The sequence below is a fragment of the Methanospirillum hungatei genome, from assembly GCF_020216685.1.
Taxonomy (GTDB): Archaea; Halobacteriota; Methanomicrobia; order Methanomicrobiales; family Methanospirillaceae; genus Methanospirillum; species Methanospirillum hungatei_B.
The window spans coordinates 1-14,031 of record NZ_JAIWNS010000135.1; the positions used below are offsets into that span (position 1 = coordinate 1).

The following is a 14,031-nucleotide window of genomic DNA, read 5'->3' on the forward strand; positions in this document are numbered from 1 at the left end:
GTCGACGTATAAGTATATAAAACGACACCATTCGGCAATAAGAATGATTGAAATTCATATTATTGAGGTACGTAGCAGATTACAAAAAAGCAGATAAAAAACCGCCCTAAATTAATAAAAATAAAGCTGGTTTACACCAGCATGTTGATTGGATGCTTGTCTACCTTTACATCGCCACCGAGTTCACGGAGGGTTTCTGCAAGAACAATGTCACTGAATGCCATTGCGGTTGCGGTTGCCTCACAGTTCTCGATTGGACCGAACATGATAAGGTCAGCACCAAGGGTTGCTGCCATAATGTTACAGCCGATGTCAGCAGAGGACCAGGCAGCCTGACGGATACCTTCAACACCGCCAAAGTGGTGGTGTCCCATCTGTTCAAGAAGGGTTCCTGCGTCTTTGTATCGCTCAAGTATGCCGCTCTTTCTCCAGCGTTTGAGCCAGGTCCAGGAAACGGTCATGTTGTGGTATGCACCACCGGTTGGGAGACCGTGGATAGCCTTACAGGCAAGAATCTCACGGAATGAACCACCGGAACCAAGGCCGAGCGGAGTTGCTGCAGTATCGAGGATTGGACGCTTGATTCCACATTCCTCTGCAATTGCCATCATGGATTTTTCCTGACCGGCAACGCCACCTTCTGCGAGCACTTTCTCACGGCCACGGACACTTGGGTCACCTGGGTTGAATGCGAGCACAATTGCTGCATCCACATCACTTTTCTTGATTGCCTCGATGTTCTCCGGTCCGATGGAACCGTTGATGGAGTTGTAGACTGCACGATCTGCACAGCCTGCTTCGGTCACATATTTACAGGCATGTGCCAGTGCAGCCGGTGCAGAGGAGTCCATCAGGAATGGGAACTGGTCATCGATGGAACAGAACCAGTCGATGTAGCTCTCGAAGGCTTCTCCGAATTCAGCGATGATCTGACAGAAGTACCAGTGACCGGTTGCGTCGTAGAGTTCAAGACAACGGTTCCAGAGTGCCTCTGCTTTTGCTTTGTCAATCTTTCCAGTGTGCTCATCGAGCACGGTCTCGTGTTTGTTGTAGAATATCGATGCACCGAGGACACGTGGATATTCTCCCGGCTGTCCTCCGATCTTGTATCCATTGAAATCAAGGACCGTCTGTTCCTTTTCAAACATGAACATGGCTTATCACCTCTTATTTTGCGAGTATCTCGAGCAGTTTCGGAAGTAATTCCGTTATTATGATGTATGACATAAGTCCGGCTACGACACCGTAGAGTATACCAATATCGCGTCCGACTTTCCGGCCGACACGCTGGGCAATCTCACCCTCGACAAATTCGAGTTTGGTTTCGATTGCGTCCAGCTTAGCCTCGATCTCAAGGAACTGCGGGTTTGCAGTTGCAGATGCGGCTGCTCCACCGCCTCCACCCTCTTCCTTGATCTCGACAACCATTGGTCCACCAGGGAAGACTCCGGGATCCCGTGCTTTCAGCTCATTGATCTTTGCTGAAATTGCTCCGAGATCCTCAGACTCCATGATGTCAACGATCTCGACCTGTTCCTGGAACCTCTTGATGTGATCTCCGTTGAGGTTCTCGATGAACGGAATTGCTCCTTTTGATCCGACGATTTTACCGCCGTCTACACCATTCTGGTGAAGGGCGATTAAGCTCTGTCCGGAAAGGTGACCCTTGACTTCTGTTCCACAGGTTATTACAAACCGGATATTCGGGTTGGAGATGACATTTGCAATGACCTTCTCCAGACCGAGGTTTTCAGTCTTACAGGATCCAGCAATAGCTGCTCCTGCACTACAGATTGCACCTTCGTCAAGGTGGGAACCCATAGTAACAACTGCGACCGGGCTCTTTGAGTCACCGGTGTGGAAGTCACCCTGGACAATTGGCCATCCGGAGGCGGCCTCTCCCTTGTCTGCCATCAGACTCCTCCCATCAGAATTACGGGTACAACCAGGATAAGGGCAAATGCAAGACCGATTGCAAATCCAATAATTCCTGAACCCATGATACCGGATTCAAGCTTGTTGGTACGTGCAAGGATCTGTCCCTTATATTTCATGTCGGCCATCATGGCATCAATTGCAGCCATGCGTATTGGCCCTGACTTCTTCTCATCTGACACTTAACTCACCCCGTGTCCTACAAGCAGGAGTCCTATAATCACAAACGAGACGATAAGACCGATCATAAGTCCCTCGACTTTACCACCGTATACACCGGCAGCGTACTTGTCGTAGAAACCAATGTCGGTAATCGTCCGCTGGATTGTTTTCATCCGTGCATGAATCAGAGCGACTTCGGCAGACATTGGTCTGACTTCGCCACCCTCTTCTGCTGCTCCGCCACCTTCTTCCTTGATCTCAACGATCATGGCTTCAGCGTCGAATGCACCTGGATCGCGGGCAGTCAGTTCCTTGATCTTTGCTGAAATCGCCCCGATATCCTCGGATTCCATGATGTCGACGATCTCGACCTGATCCTGGAACCGCTTGATGTTGTCAGCGGAGAGGTTTTCAATAAACGGAATAGCTCCCTTTGATCCAACGATTTTTCCGCCGTCTACACCGTTCTGGTGAAGTGCGATAAGACTCTGACCGGAGAGGTGTCCTTTAACCTCAGTACCACAGGTTATGACAAACCTGATGTTCGGGTTGGAGATGACATTTGCAATGACTTTCTCCAGACCGAGGTTTTCGGTTTTACAGGATCCGGCGATGGCTGCTCCTGCACTGCAGATTGCACCTTCATCGAGGTGGGATCCCATGGTAACAACTGCCACCGGGCTGTTTGGGTCACCCGTATGGAAGTCACCCTGAACAATTGGCCATCCACTGGCTGGTGATTTCTTGTTTGCCATTTTTATCCCCTCACATCAAAGCCAGAACGATGATTCCGGCGACCAGGAGTCCTACAGCAAGTCCATAGAACATGGCCGTGATTCCACCAGCGAATATCAGTGACTTCTCACGGTTCGGGAAGCTCTCAAGGAAACTACCCTCTCCGGAGAGCATACCAACGATATCGTCAGTGATCTTCTCCAGCTTGTTTACCTGTTCTACGATTGGTGCCAGAGACTCACCCTGCTGGGTGACGAATCCTGCAAATACATCACATCCAAGACCGAAGTCAGGAAGAACCGGAATCCACGTCATTATTCGTGACCTCCGACTTCAATAATTGGCTTTGCATCGAGCCAGGCATATGCATCACGCTTGGAGAGTGCGATGTACTGCTTGTAGCTGTAGAACCATCCTATCAATGATATGATCAATCCAACAGTTGCAGCCATCATGTCAAGGAATGCATAGGACATAACGGCTACAACGAACATGGAAAGGAATCCGACTTCGATGGCGAGCATGAGGGTTCTGTCCTGTGACTCGTTCGGGCCAAGACAGGCATTGAACGGGTGCTGCAGAGCCATTGCACCAAGGAAGAAGATCACTGCAAGAGCTGAACCACCGATGAGTGAACCTGCAAATTCTGGTAATACGGTTACCATGAATGTCTGGGCTCCTCCGGCTGCAGCTTCTCCTGCTGGTTCCATGGAGAGGGTCATACCACCGATGACAAGGCCATTGAACATAAAGGTCCCGGTGCACATTGCGGCAAATCCGAGCATGGTCAGTGCTCCGACGATTGATAATTTCATGAGTGAAAAGATCATGACCGGAATGTTCATGTTAATGACGTTGTTTGCGATGTACCCGATCACTGCTCCGATAATGGCTGCAAGGATCAGCGTTACAATTGGTGATGCCATTCCAAACTTTGTCCCTGCAATCATGGCTATTGCACCGGCTCCGAATGCTACCATTCCGGCAGACGGAACACCAGTACCAAGACCATAACTGCACAGGTGCTTAATTGTGTCAGAACCCCACCAGATTGCTGCAATGGCACCGATTCCACCAAAGAAGGAGAAAACGGCCATGCCAGTTACAACATTGAGATATGTGAGGTATGTGCCGACTAAGGCGACGACAATTCCGTAGATCATCAGGGTGTTTTCAGATATCGCCCCTGCTGAAGCTTCCATTTTTGCTGTCATGTTGTATCCCTCACATCCCGGTGTTTAATACAATCAGCATCGAGATCAGGCCACAGAAGGCTGATGCGACTGCACAACCGATAACTGCCCGTGGAACACGCTTGAATTTCGGGTCATGCGGTCCCTCGATAGTTCCGGTGATGTTATATGCTGCCAGTACTGCGTTTACCAAGAAGAACCCGATAGCAAAGATTCCGGCGAGTGATACTGCCAGAGGTTCGATTGCTTCCGGATTGGCCTGCATAATTGCTGGCAGTCCTGCATGGTAGACATCGAGAAGTTCGATGTAAATCAGGGTTCCGCCAAGACCGGCAATAAATCCACCAACAACTCCTCCGAAGAATGAGATGAATGGCAGACCATGTCCTTCAGTTCCCTGTGATTTATATTCAGGGAAGGTGTCTCCGGTGATTGGATCCTTGGCAATCTTACCTGATGCTGCAGGGATACCCATTGCGAAGACATAGGTGGCGTTGACCATCAGACAGGTGATGGCCATCATAAGACCTCCACCGACGGCTCCACCAGCGACCGCTACTGCAAAGTCCCCGGTTGCCTCATAAGCCCAGGCCCCACCGAAGAGACCTGCAAGACCGGCACCGGCGGCAAGCATAGCGACACCGGTAGCGATACCGGGTGCCTGTCCCATTGCTGCCGGAGCACCACCGACTGGCACAAAGTGAACGCCAAATCCAATGAGTGCTCCACCGATAATTATTCCGATGAGAGGAACGATAGAGAAACCAAGTGCGTATGTTGCAGCGATCGAGACGAGGAGAATGACAATACCTACGACAGATCCGGTTGGGTTTATACCTTCACCACCGGCTGCCTTACCTCCAAGTGCACTCATGACGAGGCCTCCTCAGTGGTGTATGGCCCGTAGGTCTTGCGGCCCCACACTTCAACCCAGCGGTCGATGAATGTGAAGACAAGAATCAGAACAACTCCCATGATGATTGCTCCCCAGCCGCCCATCATCTTCTCAAAGAGGACGGTACGCCAGAGTTCGAGGAACACAATCAGACCGAAACAGATACCAGATGCCGGACCGGCAAACTTGGTGGTGAACCAACCGTTGTCAAGGGATGAACGCTGTCCTGCTTCTGCATACCGGACGATGTTTCCAGATGCGGAGATTGGAACACCTGCACCATACTTCTGGTTCTGGTACTGACGTTCCTTTCCGTAGAATGGATTTCCGGTTGCAGACCCTGCGGCACCAAGTGCAATACCCCATACCAGTCCGAGCAGGGGGAGTGCAAACGGATGATGGAGTGCTGATGCCATCAGGTAACACATCGCGACCGTACAAAAGATCGCGACGAACGCATGTGCCATAGTGACGGATAACAATGACTTGATGATGTCAATGTATACCGGCTGCTGGAACTTTGCTAAACTTGCTATACGGCCAAGATAACCGGAAGTACAGTAGATTCCCTGTACAAATACGGCGATAACTGAACCGAGAATAATAGCAAGTGCCGGGTTGTAGTTAATCTGCATCAATGCCCAGGCAACACCTGCTCCGATGGCACACCATGCTCCATATGCTGGTGGCTCTCCGGAGATTGCCTTGTTAAAGATGCGGTGAATGTAACCCATCTGCGGAGCCAGCTGAACCTGAGAGTTTGGGTCACCCTGTGATCCGATATCAGATTCAGTATCTTCCGCAGCACCGGCAACTGTGGCAAAAGCTCCCGCTAATGCAGTAATACCAATGCCTAATACAATCTCTTCCATGTAAACCTATCTCCTGCGTAGCTCAAGATCAGACACAAGAGTGCTCGCGTTGCAATACCACACACATGGCATATCAGACCCGTTGTGGTAATTGATTTGTTCGGTCAGTATTGAATTAAAGGTTTCGAAATAACGTCGATTTATATGGTTATACACATCTTCCTGAGAAAAAGAGGGCAAATTGAAGGTTTTTTCTCAGGAGATTCTTATCTAAATCAAAAAATGTTGTTTTCAGATCAACGGATCCTGAGCAGATCAGAGAGAGAAAGTATTTCTTCTTCAGTTCGTGATCATGATCTATATATACGATTCGGATGAAAAAAACGCGTGAATCGATGATTATGCGCGTGAGATTCGTTTATCGTCGATTTCATCCCGAATGGTCCGATGATGTCTTTGTTCCTGATTTACCGGCATTAAGCAGAATAATATATCCGAATCAGTCTGGTGACGTTCCTGATATCTGCTCCCTGTTTTCTAGCCTCTTCAAGGTAGGCATTATAGGTCACATCCTGAGTCATCCGGGGGACTGGCCGGCACATGTCAGCATGCAGCATCAGATCAAATGCCCGTGCCTCTGCTTCTGAGAGATGAAGTCCGGCATATTCGCCGGTGTGCGGGATGGATACAAGATCATCGTTAGTATTTTGAGAGCAAACCACTTCAGCCAGGGGAGTTGTGGGTATTGGTTCCGCGATTGAGATGAACACATCATCAAGAGCAAGTTCCTCCATCAGATCCTTTGTTGCCTGAAAGTCCTCTTCTTCCTCTCCCGGATATCCGATGATGAAACTCCCGGCAGGTTTTACTCCGTATTGTCTGCATTGTTCAATGGCATCCCTGACCTTGTCAATGGGTATGCCCTTTTGCATCAGGCCAAGCATCTTTTCACTCCCCGATTCTATGCCAAAAAATATCCATCCGATGGTGTGTGCCCTGACTGCTTCCAGTACTTCATCGGTAAGGCAGTCGGCCCTGATATCCGGACATGAAACATTTTTGGATCCCATGATTGAGGATATGCCCTCGAGAAGAGAGATGAATGCATCTGAATTTACTTCGCCCTCCTTTGACCGGTAGAGTGATCCGGTACCTCCGATAAGGGCAAGCCTTCTGACCCCTTTCTTCTGAAATGCCCTGACTTCCTTCAGGATCTCATCAAGTTCCCTGCTTCGTATCCGTCTGCCAAACACCCGCGGTACCTGACAGAACCCGCACCGGCCAAAACATCCCCGATGGGTTTCAATGTAGGTCTGGGCACCCCTGATATCCTGGGCTCCGATATCATCCGGAATGAGGGGGAGCGGAAAGGAGAGATCCTGTGTTCGTTTCGGCTCCGTTTTTATGATTTTGTCATCTGCTTGGTATGCACAATTCGGACAATCATCAGGGTCAACCCCGTTGATAATGCACCTGACAGCCTCTTCCCCTTCACCACAGACAACAAGGTCAGGATGCAGTTCTCCAAGGACCATCTCAGGCCCAGAAGAGACCGGACCACCGATGATGCACTCGCCTCCTTTCTGTTGTATTCGTTTGACTACCTCTTTCACCGCAGGATCCAGCAGATGAAGCGTACTAAAAAGACTGAGAAAAACCTGATCCCCGTGTAATTGTGAAATATTGCGGGTAATCTGTGGACGAAGACCGGCATCTCGAATTATTCCTCCTATCCGCATCGCTCCATAGGTATAGAGGCCGGGAGCACCGACCATCACGTTCGATATCCGGTTTTTCATATTCGTAAGATTGTTTGATTTTTCGCTTATAAATCAGTTCGATGTCGTTCCTGGTTTTTGTATCTGCAGGGATATAATATTACTCATACGCTGAGAAATATATTAGAATAACCCTGACACTATATATACAATATCTCTGTATGAAATGGCAGGGATGAGGTAGCGTTATGGGACAGACAACATATCAGGGGGTCCCCGGTATTCTGAGACCCTTTAAAGAATATATTGAAAAAAAGTCACTTCCTGCAGGTTCAGAGATTGTGTTCTACGGGGTGCCCGGTACCTGCACACCATTTGTGGAATTACTCTGCTTTGCCATCCGGTCACTTTCCCTGACCTGTATCTTTGTGCCCTATACCGGAGAGGAAAAAGCCCACAAGCTGACAATGAAGCCGGATGTCGGGTTTCAGGCATCAGAGGCATACCCGCCGAAAAGCCCTGCCGTCCTTGTCATCATGGGTGGGCTTGCCATGCCAAATATGCCGGTCACCGCAGACGATGTTGCATCGGTGATGAAAAAATGGAACGGAGCAGGGGCAATTGGGATCTGCTTTATGCACATGTTTGAAAAGGCAGGCTGGCTTGATAAGATGCACTTTGATCTTCTTATCGACGCTGATATATCAGTAGATGTGACTTCTGATTAAGTAAAATCAATCTCCTTTTTTTCAGGTAACTCTATGCAATCTGAAGCAGAAAAAAAATCCCCGGAGCGTGCACATATTGACGCCAGTCATGTCATTCTTGTTCTCTCAGGAAAGGGCGGAGTAGGAAAATCCACCGTATCCGTGAATATTGCAAACGCCCTTGCGATAAGAGGCAAACAGGTTGGCCTTCTGGACCTGGATATTCATGGCCCGAATGTTCCAAAGATGCTGGGATTAGAAGATCATCAGTTACTTTCCGAAAACAATAAAATTGTGCCGGTGCGGGTTACTGAAAAACTTCAAGTAGTGTCCATGGCATTTCTTCTTCCTCACAGAAATTCTCCTGTGGTTTGGCGAGGGCCGATGAAGTCGAATGCTATACGCCAGTTTTTAGAAGACACAGCCTGGGAACCTCTTGACTATCTCATTGTGGATCTCCCTCCGGGAACCGGTGATGAGGCCCTTACGATCGCCCAGATTGCACCAAACATCACTGGAACGATCATTGTTACCTCCCCTCAGGCAGTGTCTACCCTTGACTCATCAAAAGCCATTACGTTCAGCAGGGATTTAGGCATGGACGTTCTTGGTGTTGTTGAAAATATGAGCGGGTATGTCTGTCCTTCCTGTGGAGAAGCGGTGGATATCTTTGGGAAAGGCGGGGGAGAAGAGATTGCCCGTGAGATGGGCGTTCCCTATCTTGGAGGAATCCCGTTGGATATAGATATTCGTCGATCCGGTGATGAGGGTTGGGCATTCATAGGGAAAGTAAAGGAGAGCCCGGCCTGGAGATCAATAGATACAATTATTGACACGCTGCTCGCCCGGATAGAATCCACATGAACATCCATTATTTTGAATACGGTGTTCGGTATTCCATCCATATGGCAATCCGGAATGACGTTTTATGGTATGAGGTTCAAATTTCAGTATTGATATCAGGGAAGATTTATTGCACATATGAGAAATAATTATCTGGTATGATAGTATGTATCCCCTCACGGGGTTTGACAGTAGATTCCCAGATGGATGATCGATTTGGTCGTGCACCGTATTTTGCCTTTTTTGACACTGATACAGACTCAGTACGAGTTGAACCAAATCCCCATGCCGGAGGATCAGGCGGGGTTGGTCCGATGGCTGTACAGTTTCTGGTTAAGAATAACGTTCAGATTCTCATTGCACCACGGCTTGGTGGTAATGCAGATGAAGCCCTGAAAGCAGCAAGTATTAGAGTCATCATGCAAAATCCGGATGTGACGGTCCAGACAGCGTATAATACGTGGAAAGCAAACCCAGAGAACGCTTCGTAAGCAGGGATAATCTGCCGGGCATATCATGCAGATTGTTATAGCCAGTGGAAAAGGTGGAACCGGCAAGACAACGGTTACATCAAATCTTGGATATGTTTTGTCCCAGACACGAACCATCACACTTGCTGACTGTGATGTTGAAGAACCCAATCTTGGTATTTTCTTTCCTTGTATTCCAAAGACTCATCCAGTTCATGTCATTATTCCGGCTGTGAATGAAAGTAAATGCACGTATTGTGGTGCATGTAGTGAATTCTGCAGGTTCGGGGCTTTGACGGTACTGAAAGACCGGGTGTTATTCTTCCCCCAGCTCTGTCATTCCTGTGGGGGATGTTTCCGCGTTTGTTCGTATGATGCACTCGAAAAAACCCCTGCTTATGTTGGTGAAATACTGACCTGCCACGTTTCTGACTCACTTACGTTGGTAAGTGGAAAGCTGAAAGAGGGTGATGTGCGGACAACGGCAGTTATTCGCAGAGTCCGTGAGATGACCAGGAACGATCCGCTGGTTCTGCTGGACTCTCCTCCGGGAACTGCCTGTTCCTTTATAGAAACGGTGGACGACGTCTCTCTCTGTGTCCTCGTTACCGAACCCACACCATTTGGACTTCATGATCTCTCTGTTGCGGTCAATGTGCTTGACGTTCTGAATATACCTGCTGCCGTAGTGATCAACCGGAGTGAAGGGAGTGATGAACCGATTGAAGAGTATTGTACAGGCCGTGGTCTTCCTGTCCTGATGAAAATTCCCCTGGATTTTCCCCTGCTAAAGGCCCAGAATAATAGCGACATCATCTCCCGTATTGATCCTGCCTGGTTTCATCGGTTCAAAGAACTTGGCGAGAAAATTCTTGCATATGCCGGAGGGTTTTCATGATTCAGATTGCCGTTGTCAGCGGGAAAGGAGGTACCGGGAAGACTATCCTGACCGCATCCCTTGCAACCCTTCTCTCTCAGGAAAAAGTCCTCATTGATGCCGATGTCGATGCTGCAAACCTTGCCCTGCTTCTCAGTCCAACAGATCGGAAAACCCAGGAGTTCAAGGGGATGGATGGTGCGGTTATCGATACAAGCGTCTGTATCGGGTGTGGCATCTGTAGAGAGGCATGTGTCTATGATGCCATCCGGAAGGCCGGTGATATCTATGAAATTGTCCCGTACCGGTGTGAAGGGTGTGGAACCTGTACAATAGTCTGTCCGGAAGATGCTGTCAGTATGGCACCCCGCATCACCGGGATGATTCATTATGCGGATACATCTGCAGGGCCCCTCCTGTATGGGTCACTGACTCCGGGGTCGGGAAATTCAGGATTGCTTGTTCACCGGTTGAGACAGGAAGCGGGATTATTGCATCCGGATGTACCGCTTGTTCTGATCGACGGGCCACCTGGTATTGGCTGCCCTCTTATTTCTACCATCACCGGTATTCAGATAGCGATACTTGTCACCGAGCCCAGTACATCAGCTCAGTCAGATCTCCAGAGGCTCATTACTCTCTGCCGGTCATTCCATGTCAGGATGTTTCTCGTTATCAACCGGGCTGATGTAAATCAGAACATCACCGAGGATATCCTCCGGGTTGCTGCTGAAAACGAAATCCCGGTATTTGGTATGATTCCATTTGACCGCACCGTTCTACGTGCGACCAGGCAGGGTGTTCCGGTTACCCGGATGGCAGGGGCTGCATCGGAAGCGATACGTCAGATTACACAAAACCTGTCTCAAGAACTTGACCTGTTATGATGCCGATGAATGGTGAAGAGGGGCCACAAAGAAGGCGGGGAAGACCGAGAATCCGGAGAAGACTCTCTGAGAATGGGATGCTCCGGTGTTATGGGCCAAGATGTGAGATCCCGACAGTAGTAGAAACGGTTGTTCTGCTTCCGGAAGAGATCGAGGTGATCAGACTTATTGACCTTGAAGGGATGGAACAGGAAGAGGCAGCTTCGTATCTTGGCGTGTCTCGAAGGACTGTCTGGAAAGATCTTCATGATGCCAGACGGAAGGTTGCTGACGCCCTTGTTCATGGCAAGATGATTGAAGTTGCCGGATGTGTCCGCCAGGGGGGTGATGAATGTCCGAAAAATCATGATTTCCTCTGTCCCCGTGATGCCCATATCTGTCCCCGAAAAAGTCATGATGATCCCCGTATATGGGAACCCTGATCGGAAAGGGCAATCATTTATATTTTAACTCATATGAGTAATAATGGTGCTGTGCACCAGGAGGTGACGAAGATACCTGATATGGATGGCACCGGTCCCAGATGGCCTCTCAATAGAAAATTTTGCCGAAGGGGCAGGTGGTACTTCGAAGACACTGAACGTAATCAGCCTGATTCTTCCAGAGCATCAGCTCAGCAACATATTCCTGAAGCAGGGCCGGTTTATGGCAAGGGTCGGGGTGGACTTTTCCGTGGATGTTCACGGAGAATGGGTAGAAGATGGAATAATTCAATCAGGTCATAATTCATGAAAATTGCAATCGCATGTGATGGAAAAGATGTATCGGCACATTTCGGACATTGTGAAGGGTATGCAATCTATGATGCGACAGATTCGGTCATCGCATATTCAGAGACCCTGCAAAGCCCAGGGCATGAACCCGGCCGGCTGCCGGTCTTCCTGGCTGAACACGGGGTAAATCTGATTATAGCCGGTGGCATGGGTGCACGGGCAGTTCAGCTCTTCAATGATAATAATATTGAAGTAATTCTTGGTGTGAGCGGTCCGGTAGATGTTGCAGCCCAGGATTATATTGCAGGGAAATTAAAATCAACCGGCAGTATCTGTAATCACCATGATCACGAGTGTTCCGGACATTAATTCGTTCGCCTGATCGTTATACGTTGATTGTAGTATCTGTTCCCAATATCAGAAATGCCATTTTCGGCATACTCTCCCAAGAACAATCCCCTGTGGAATAACCGGAAAAATATGTTCATCAGGTCGGATCTCCGACCTTTTCCGGTTCTGTTTCTATGATCTGTAGTTTTTACCTTGTTTGATAGTGAAGGGATTATTATTTGTTAGTATGAAAAATATTAGAAAGTTCTAAATTCAACACTCATAATGGAATCTGGTATACATGGCAATATCAGTACTGGAACTTGAGGAAGGAAAAACTGCAAAAATCATTGGGATACAGGGTGGCCACGGGATGCAGAATCAACTGCGTTCAATAGGAATTCTTGAAGGAAAAGATATTGCTGTGGTGACACACCATCCCTTTCAAGGACCGGTCGTTGTGAAGGTTGACCGGAAGATGATCAGCCTTGGCAGAGGACTGGCTTGTCGGATCATGGTGGAGATGACGAGTTGAAGAAGATTGTTCTGATGGGGAATCCGAATGTCGGGAAGAGTGTGGTATTTTCCCGGCTGACCGGAACCCATGTGATCACATCCAACTTTCCCGGAACTACGGTAGACTATTCGCAGGGAACGATATGTCTTGGCAGGGAACGGGTATTTATCATCGATGCACCTGGAACATATTCTCTTGATCCAACAAACCCTGCCGAAGAGGTCTCATTACGTATTCTGAATGAAGCGGATATTGTGGTAAATGTTCTAGATGCCACAAACCTTGAGCGTAATCTCATCCTTACTCTGGAGCTCCTTTCAAGGAATGTTCCTCTGCTTGTTGTCCTGAATTTGTGGGATGAAGCCGCACATACGGGCATTAAAATTGATGTTGCCAGACTTGAAGAACTGCTTGGTGTTCCGGTCATTCCGACTGTTGCGGTTACCGGCGAAGGTATTGCCGAGCTTGCTTCCTATTTTTCACAAGATGTTCCCATCCCAGAGCAGAAGAACTACAGTGATGAAGATAAATGGGTCATGATCGGACAGATTACGAAAGAAGTCCAGACTATTACTCATCGCCATCATTCTCTTCGTGATCTGATCTCGGATATAACTATCAAACCGATAACCGGGCTCCCTGTAGCTATACTGGTAATTCTGGTCTCCTTATGGGCGGTTATTTTTATTGGTGAGACCTGTATTACGTATATCACCGATCCGCTCTTTGAAATTTATCTTCCGATAATAACCCAGGTGTCTGAATTCATCGGACCGGGATTTGTTCAGCAGGTACTGATTGGGCAAATGGTCGATGGAGAGATTGACTTTGAACAGTCGATGGGAATTCTGACAACTGGTCTTTATGTTCCGTTCGGGATTGTCCTCCCGTATGTCATTGTTTTTTACATTCTCGCTGCACTTCTTGAGGACTCCGGATACCTTCCCCGGCTTGCAACCCTGACCGATACCTTCTTTCACCGTCTGGGAATGCATGGCTATGGCATTGTCCCGGTATTTTTAGGTCTTGGATGCAATGTTCCGGGTATTCTTGCAACCCGGGTTCTTGAAACACGAAAACAGCGGTTTATTGCAGCAACCTTAATCGCGATCTCTATCCCCTGCATGGCAAAAACCGCCATGATTTTCGGGACTATCGGACAGTTTGGTTTTTTGTATATCCTTTTAGTAATCGCAGTACTGGCGGTTGTGTACATCACCATCGGGATGATCCTCAG

Annotated in this window: 19 protein-coding genes; 10 read left to right on the forward strand and 9 right to left on the reverse strand. The window is 48.5% G+C overall.

Annotation, left to right across the window (positions count from 1 at the left end):
* Window positions 1-131: 131 nt before the first annotated feature.
* The 9 genes from mtrH to LDL35_RS08700 all read right to left on the reverse strand — a co-directional run bounded on the left by mtrH (window position 132) and on the right by LDL35_RS08700 (window position 7,507).
* Window positions 132-1,154 (reverse strand): tetrahydromethanopterin S-methyltransferase subunit H, encoded by a 1,023-nt coding sequence (gene mtrH / locus LDL35_RS08660; protein ID WP_304021745.1) that lies wholly within the window; start codon window positions 1,152-1,154, stop codon window positions 132-134.
* A gap of 13 nt (window positions 1,155-1,167) precedes the next feature.
* Window positions 1,168-1,914 (reverse strand): tetrahydromethanopterin S-methyltransferase subunit A, encoded by a 747-nt coding sequence (mtrA, locus tag LDL35_RS08665; protein WP_304021748.1) that lies wholly within the window; start codon window positions 1,912-1,914, stop codon window positions 1,168-1,170.
* Window positions 1,914-2,117, reverse strand: coding sequence for a tetrahydromethanopterin S-methyltransferase subunit F (locus LDL35_RS08670; protein WP_304021751.1), 204 nt, complete (start codon window positions 2,115-2,117; stop codon window positions 1,914-1,916). The genes mtrA (LDL35_RS08665) and LDL35_RS08670 overlap by 1 nt, the downstream gene beginning before the upstream one ends.
* Window positions 2,118-2,852 carry a tetrahydromethanopterin S-methyltransferase subunit A gene (gene mtrA, locus LDL35_RS08675; RefSeq protein WP_304021753.1) on the reverse strand — a complete coding sequence of 245 codons (735 nt, stop codon included), beginning with the start codon at window positions 2,850-2,852 and terminating at the stop codon, window positions 2,118-2,120.
* A 10-nt stretch (window positions 2,853-2,862) separates the two neighbouring features.
* A complete protein-coding gene (gene mtrB / locus LDL35_RS08680; RefSeq protein WP_304021756.1) occupies window positions 2,863-3,147 on the reverse strand; it encodes a tetrahydromethanopterin S-methyltransferase subunit MtrB in 285 nt (94 codons plus the stop codon).
* Window positions 3,147-4,046 carry a tetrahydromethanopterin S-methyltransferase subunit MtrC gene (mtrC, locus tag LDL35_RS08685; protein WP_304021758.1) on the reverse strand — a complete coding sequence of 300 codons (900 nt, stop codon included), beginning with the start codon at window positions 4,044-4,046 and terminating at the stop codon, window positions 3,147-3,149. The genes mtrB and mtrC overlap by 1 nt, the downstream gene beginning before the upstream one ends.
* Window positions 4,047-4,056: 10 nt before the next feature.
* Window positions 4,057-4,899 carry a tetrahydromethanopterin S-methyltransferase subunit D gene (mtrD, locus tag LDL35_RS08690; RefSeq protein ID WP_304021761.1) on the reverse strand — a complete coding sequence of 281 codons (843 nt, stop codon included), beginning with the start codon at window positions 4,897-4,899 and terminating at the stop codon, window positions 4,057-4,059.
* Window positions 4,896-5,792, reverse strand: coding sequence for a tetrahydromethanopterin S-methyltransferase subunit E (gene mtrE, locus LDL35_RS08695; protein WP_011449131.1), 897 nt, complete (start codon window positions 5,790-5,792; stop codon window positions 4,896-4,898). Before mtrE ends, mtrD begins: the two co-directional genes overlap by 4 nt.
* A gap of 416 nt (window positions 5,793-6,208) precedes the next feature.
* Window positions 6,209-7,507 (reverse strand): methyl-coenzyme M reductase glutamine C-methyltransferase, encoded by a 1,299-nt coding sequence (locus LDL35_RS08700; RefSeq protein ID WP_304021785.1) that lies wholly within the window; start codon window positions 7,505-7,507, stop codon window positions 6,209-6,211.
* A gap of 191 nt (window positions 7,508-7,698) precedes the next feature.
* On the opposite strand from LDL35_RS08700, the gene LDL35_RS08705 reads away from it, so the two are divergent.
* From LDL35_RS08705 to LDL35_RS08750, 10 genes are all read left to right on the forward strand, one after another.
* Window positions 7,699-8,178 (forward strand): DUF2124 domain-containing protein, encoded by a 480-nt coding sequence (locus tag LDL35_RS08705; protein WP_304021762.1) that lies wholly within the window; start codon window positions 7,699-7,701, stop codon window positions 8,176-8,178.
* Between the two features lie 33 nt (window positions 8,179-8,211).
* Window positions 8,212-9,021: an Mrp/NBP35 family ATP-binding protein gene (locus LDL35_RS08710; RefSeq protein ID WP_304021765.1), complete on the forward strand. Its 810-nt coding sequence runs from the start codon at window positions 8,212-8,214 to the stop codon at window positions 9,019-9,021.
* 137 nt (window positions 9,022-9,158) lie between these two features.
* Window positions 9,159-9,491 (forward strand): NifB/NifX family molybdenum-iron cluster-binding protein, encoded by a 333-nt coding sequence (locus LDL35_RS08715; RefSeq protein WP_304021767.1) that lies wholly within the window; start codon window positions 9,159-9,161, stop codon window positions 9,489-9,491.
* 25 nt (window positions 9,492-9,516) lie between these two features.
* Window positions 9,517-10,368, forward strand: coding sequence for an ATP-binding protein (locus LDL35_RS08720; protein ID WP_304021769.1), 852 nt, complete (start codon window positions 9,517-9,519; stop codon window positions 10,366-10,368).
* Window positions 10,365-11,234, forward strand: coding sequence for an ATP-binding protein (locus tag LDL35_RS08725; protein WP_304021771.1), 870 nt, complete (start codon window positions 10,365-10,367; stop codon window positions 11,232-11,234). Before LDL35_RS08720 ends, LDL35_RS08725 begins: the two co-directional genes overlap by 4 nt.
* A 5-nt stretch (window positions 11,235-11,239) precedes the next feature.
* Window positions 11,240-11,656: a DUF134 domain-containing protein gene (locus LDL35_RS08730; RefSeq protein WP_304021772.1), complete on the forward strand. Its 417-nt coding sequence runs from the start codon at window positions 11,240-11,242 to the stop codon at window positions 11,654-11,656.
* A gap of 85 nt (window positions 11,657-11,741) precedes the next feature.
* Window positions 11,742-11,966 (forward strand): hypothetical protein, encoded by a 225-nt coding sequence (locus tag LDL35_RS08735; protein WP_304021774.1) that lies wholly within the window; start codon window positions 11,742-11,744, stop codon window positions 11,964-11,966.
* Window positions 11,963-12,316 (forward strand): NifB/NifX family molybdenum-iron cluster-binding protein, encoded by a 354-nt coding sequence (locus LDL35_RS08740; protein ID WP_304021777.1) that lies wholly within the window; start codon window positions 11,963-11,965, stop codon window positions 12,314-12,316. Before LDL35_RS08735 ends, LDL35_RS08740 begins: the two co-directional genes overlap by 4 nt.
* 262 nt (window positions 12,317-12,578) lie before the next feature.
* The gene (locus tag LDL35_RS08745; RefSeq protein ID WP_304021779.1) at window positions 12,579-12,812 is read left to right on the forward strand and encodes a FeoA family protein; all 234 of its coding nucleotides are present in this window, start codon (window positions 12,579-12,581) and stop codon (window positions 12,810-12,812) included.
* The coding region (locus LDL35_RS08750) for a FeoB small GTPase domain-containing protein (protein ID WP_304021782.1) at window positions 12,809-14,031 on the forward strand (1,223 nt) is incomplete at its 3' end. The genes LDL35_RS08745 and LDL35_RS08750, both read left to right, overlap by 4 nt.

What these genes read in the sequence shown, in the direction of transcription:
- LDL35_RS08730 (WP_304021772.1), top strand. Translation starts at nt 11,240, where the DNA reads ATGAATGGTGAAGAGGGGCCACAAAGAAGGCGGGGAAGACCGAGAATC.
- mtrC (WP_304021758.1), bottom strand. Translation starts at nt 4,046, where the DNA reads ATGACAGCAAAAATGGAAGCTTCAGCAGGGGCGATATCTGAAAACACC.
- LDL35_RS08745 (WP_304021779.1), top strand. Translation starts at nt 12,579, where the DNA reads ATGGCAATATCAGTACTGGAACTTGAGGAAGGAAAAACTGCAAAAATC.
- LDL35_RS08710 (WP_304021765.1), top strand. Translation starts at nt 8,212, where the DNA reads ATGCAATCTGAAGCAGAAAAAAAATCCCCGGAGCGTGCACATATTGAC.
- mtrH (WP_304021745.1), bottom strand. Translation starts at nt 1,154, where the DNA reads ATGTTCATGTTTGAAAAGGAACAGACGGTCCTTGATTTCAATGGATAC.
- LDL35_RS08735 (WP_304021774.1), top strand. Translation starts at nt 11,742, where the DNA reads ATGGCACCGGTCCCAGATGGCCTCTCAATAGAAAATTTTGCCGAAGGG.
- mtrA (WP_304021753.1), bottom strand. Translation starts at nt 2,852, where the DNA reads ATGGCAAACAAGAAATCACCAGCCAGTGGATGGCCAATTGTTCAGGGT.
- mtrD (WP_304021761.1), bottom strand. Translation starts at nt 4,899, where the DNA reads ATGAGTGCACTTGGAGGTAAGGCAGCCGGTGGTGAAGGTATAAACCCA.
- LDL35_RS08720 (WP_304021769.1), top strand. Translation starts at nt 9,517, where the DNA reads ATGCAGATTGTTATAGCCAGTGGAAAAGGTGGAACCGGCAAGACAACG.
- LDL35_RS08705 (WP_304021762.1), top strand. Translation starts at nt 7,699, where the DNA reads ATGGGACAGACAACATATCAGGGGGTCCCCGGTATTCTGAGACCCTTT.
- LDL35_RS08725 (WP_304021771.1), top strand. Translation starts at nt 10,365, where the DNA reads ATGATTCAGATTGCCGTTGTCAGCGGGAAAGGAGGTACCGGGAAGACT.
- mtrA (WP_304021748.1), bottom strand. Translation starts at nt 1,914, where the DNA reads ATGGCAGACAAGGGAGAGGCCGCCTCCGGATGGCCAATTGTCCAGGGT.
- LDL35_RS08700 (WP_304021785.1), bottom strand. Translation starts at nt 7,507, where the DNA reads ATGGTCGGTGCTCCCGGCCTCTATACCTATGGAGCGATGCGGATAGGA.
- LDL35_RS08740 (WP_304021777.1), top strand. Translation starts at nt 11,963, where the DNA reads ATGAAAATTGCAATCGCATGTGATGGAAAAGATGTATCGGCACATTTC.
- mtrE (WP_011449131.1), bottom strand. Translation starts at nt 5,792, where the DNA reads ATGGAAGAGATTGTATTAGGCATTGGTATTACTGCATTAGCGGGAGCT.
- mtrB (WP_304021756.1), bottom strand. Translation starts at nt 3,147, where the DNA reads ATGACGTGGATTCCGGTTCTTCCTGACTTCGGTCTTGGATGTGATGTA.
- LDL35_RS08715 (WP_304021767.1), top strand. Translation starts at nt 9,159, where the DNA reads ATGATAGTATGTATCCCCTCACGGGGTTTGACAGTAGATTCCCAGATG.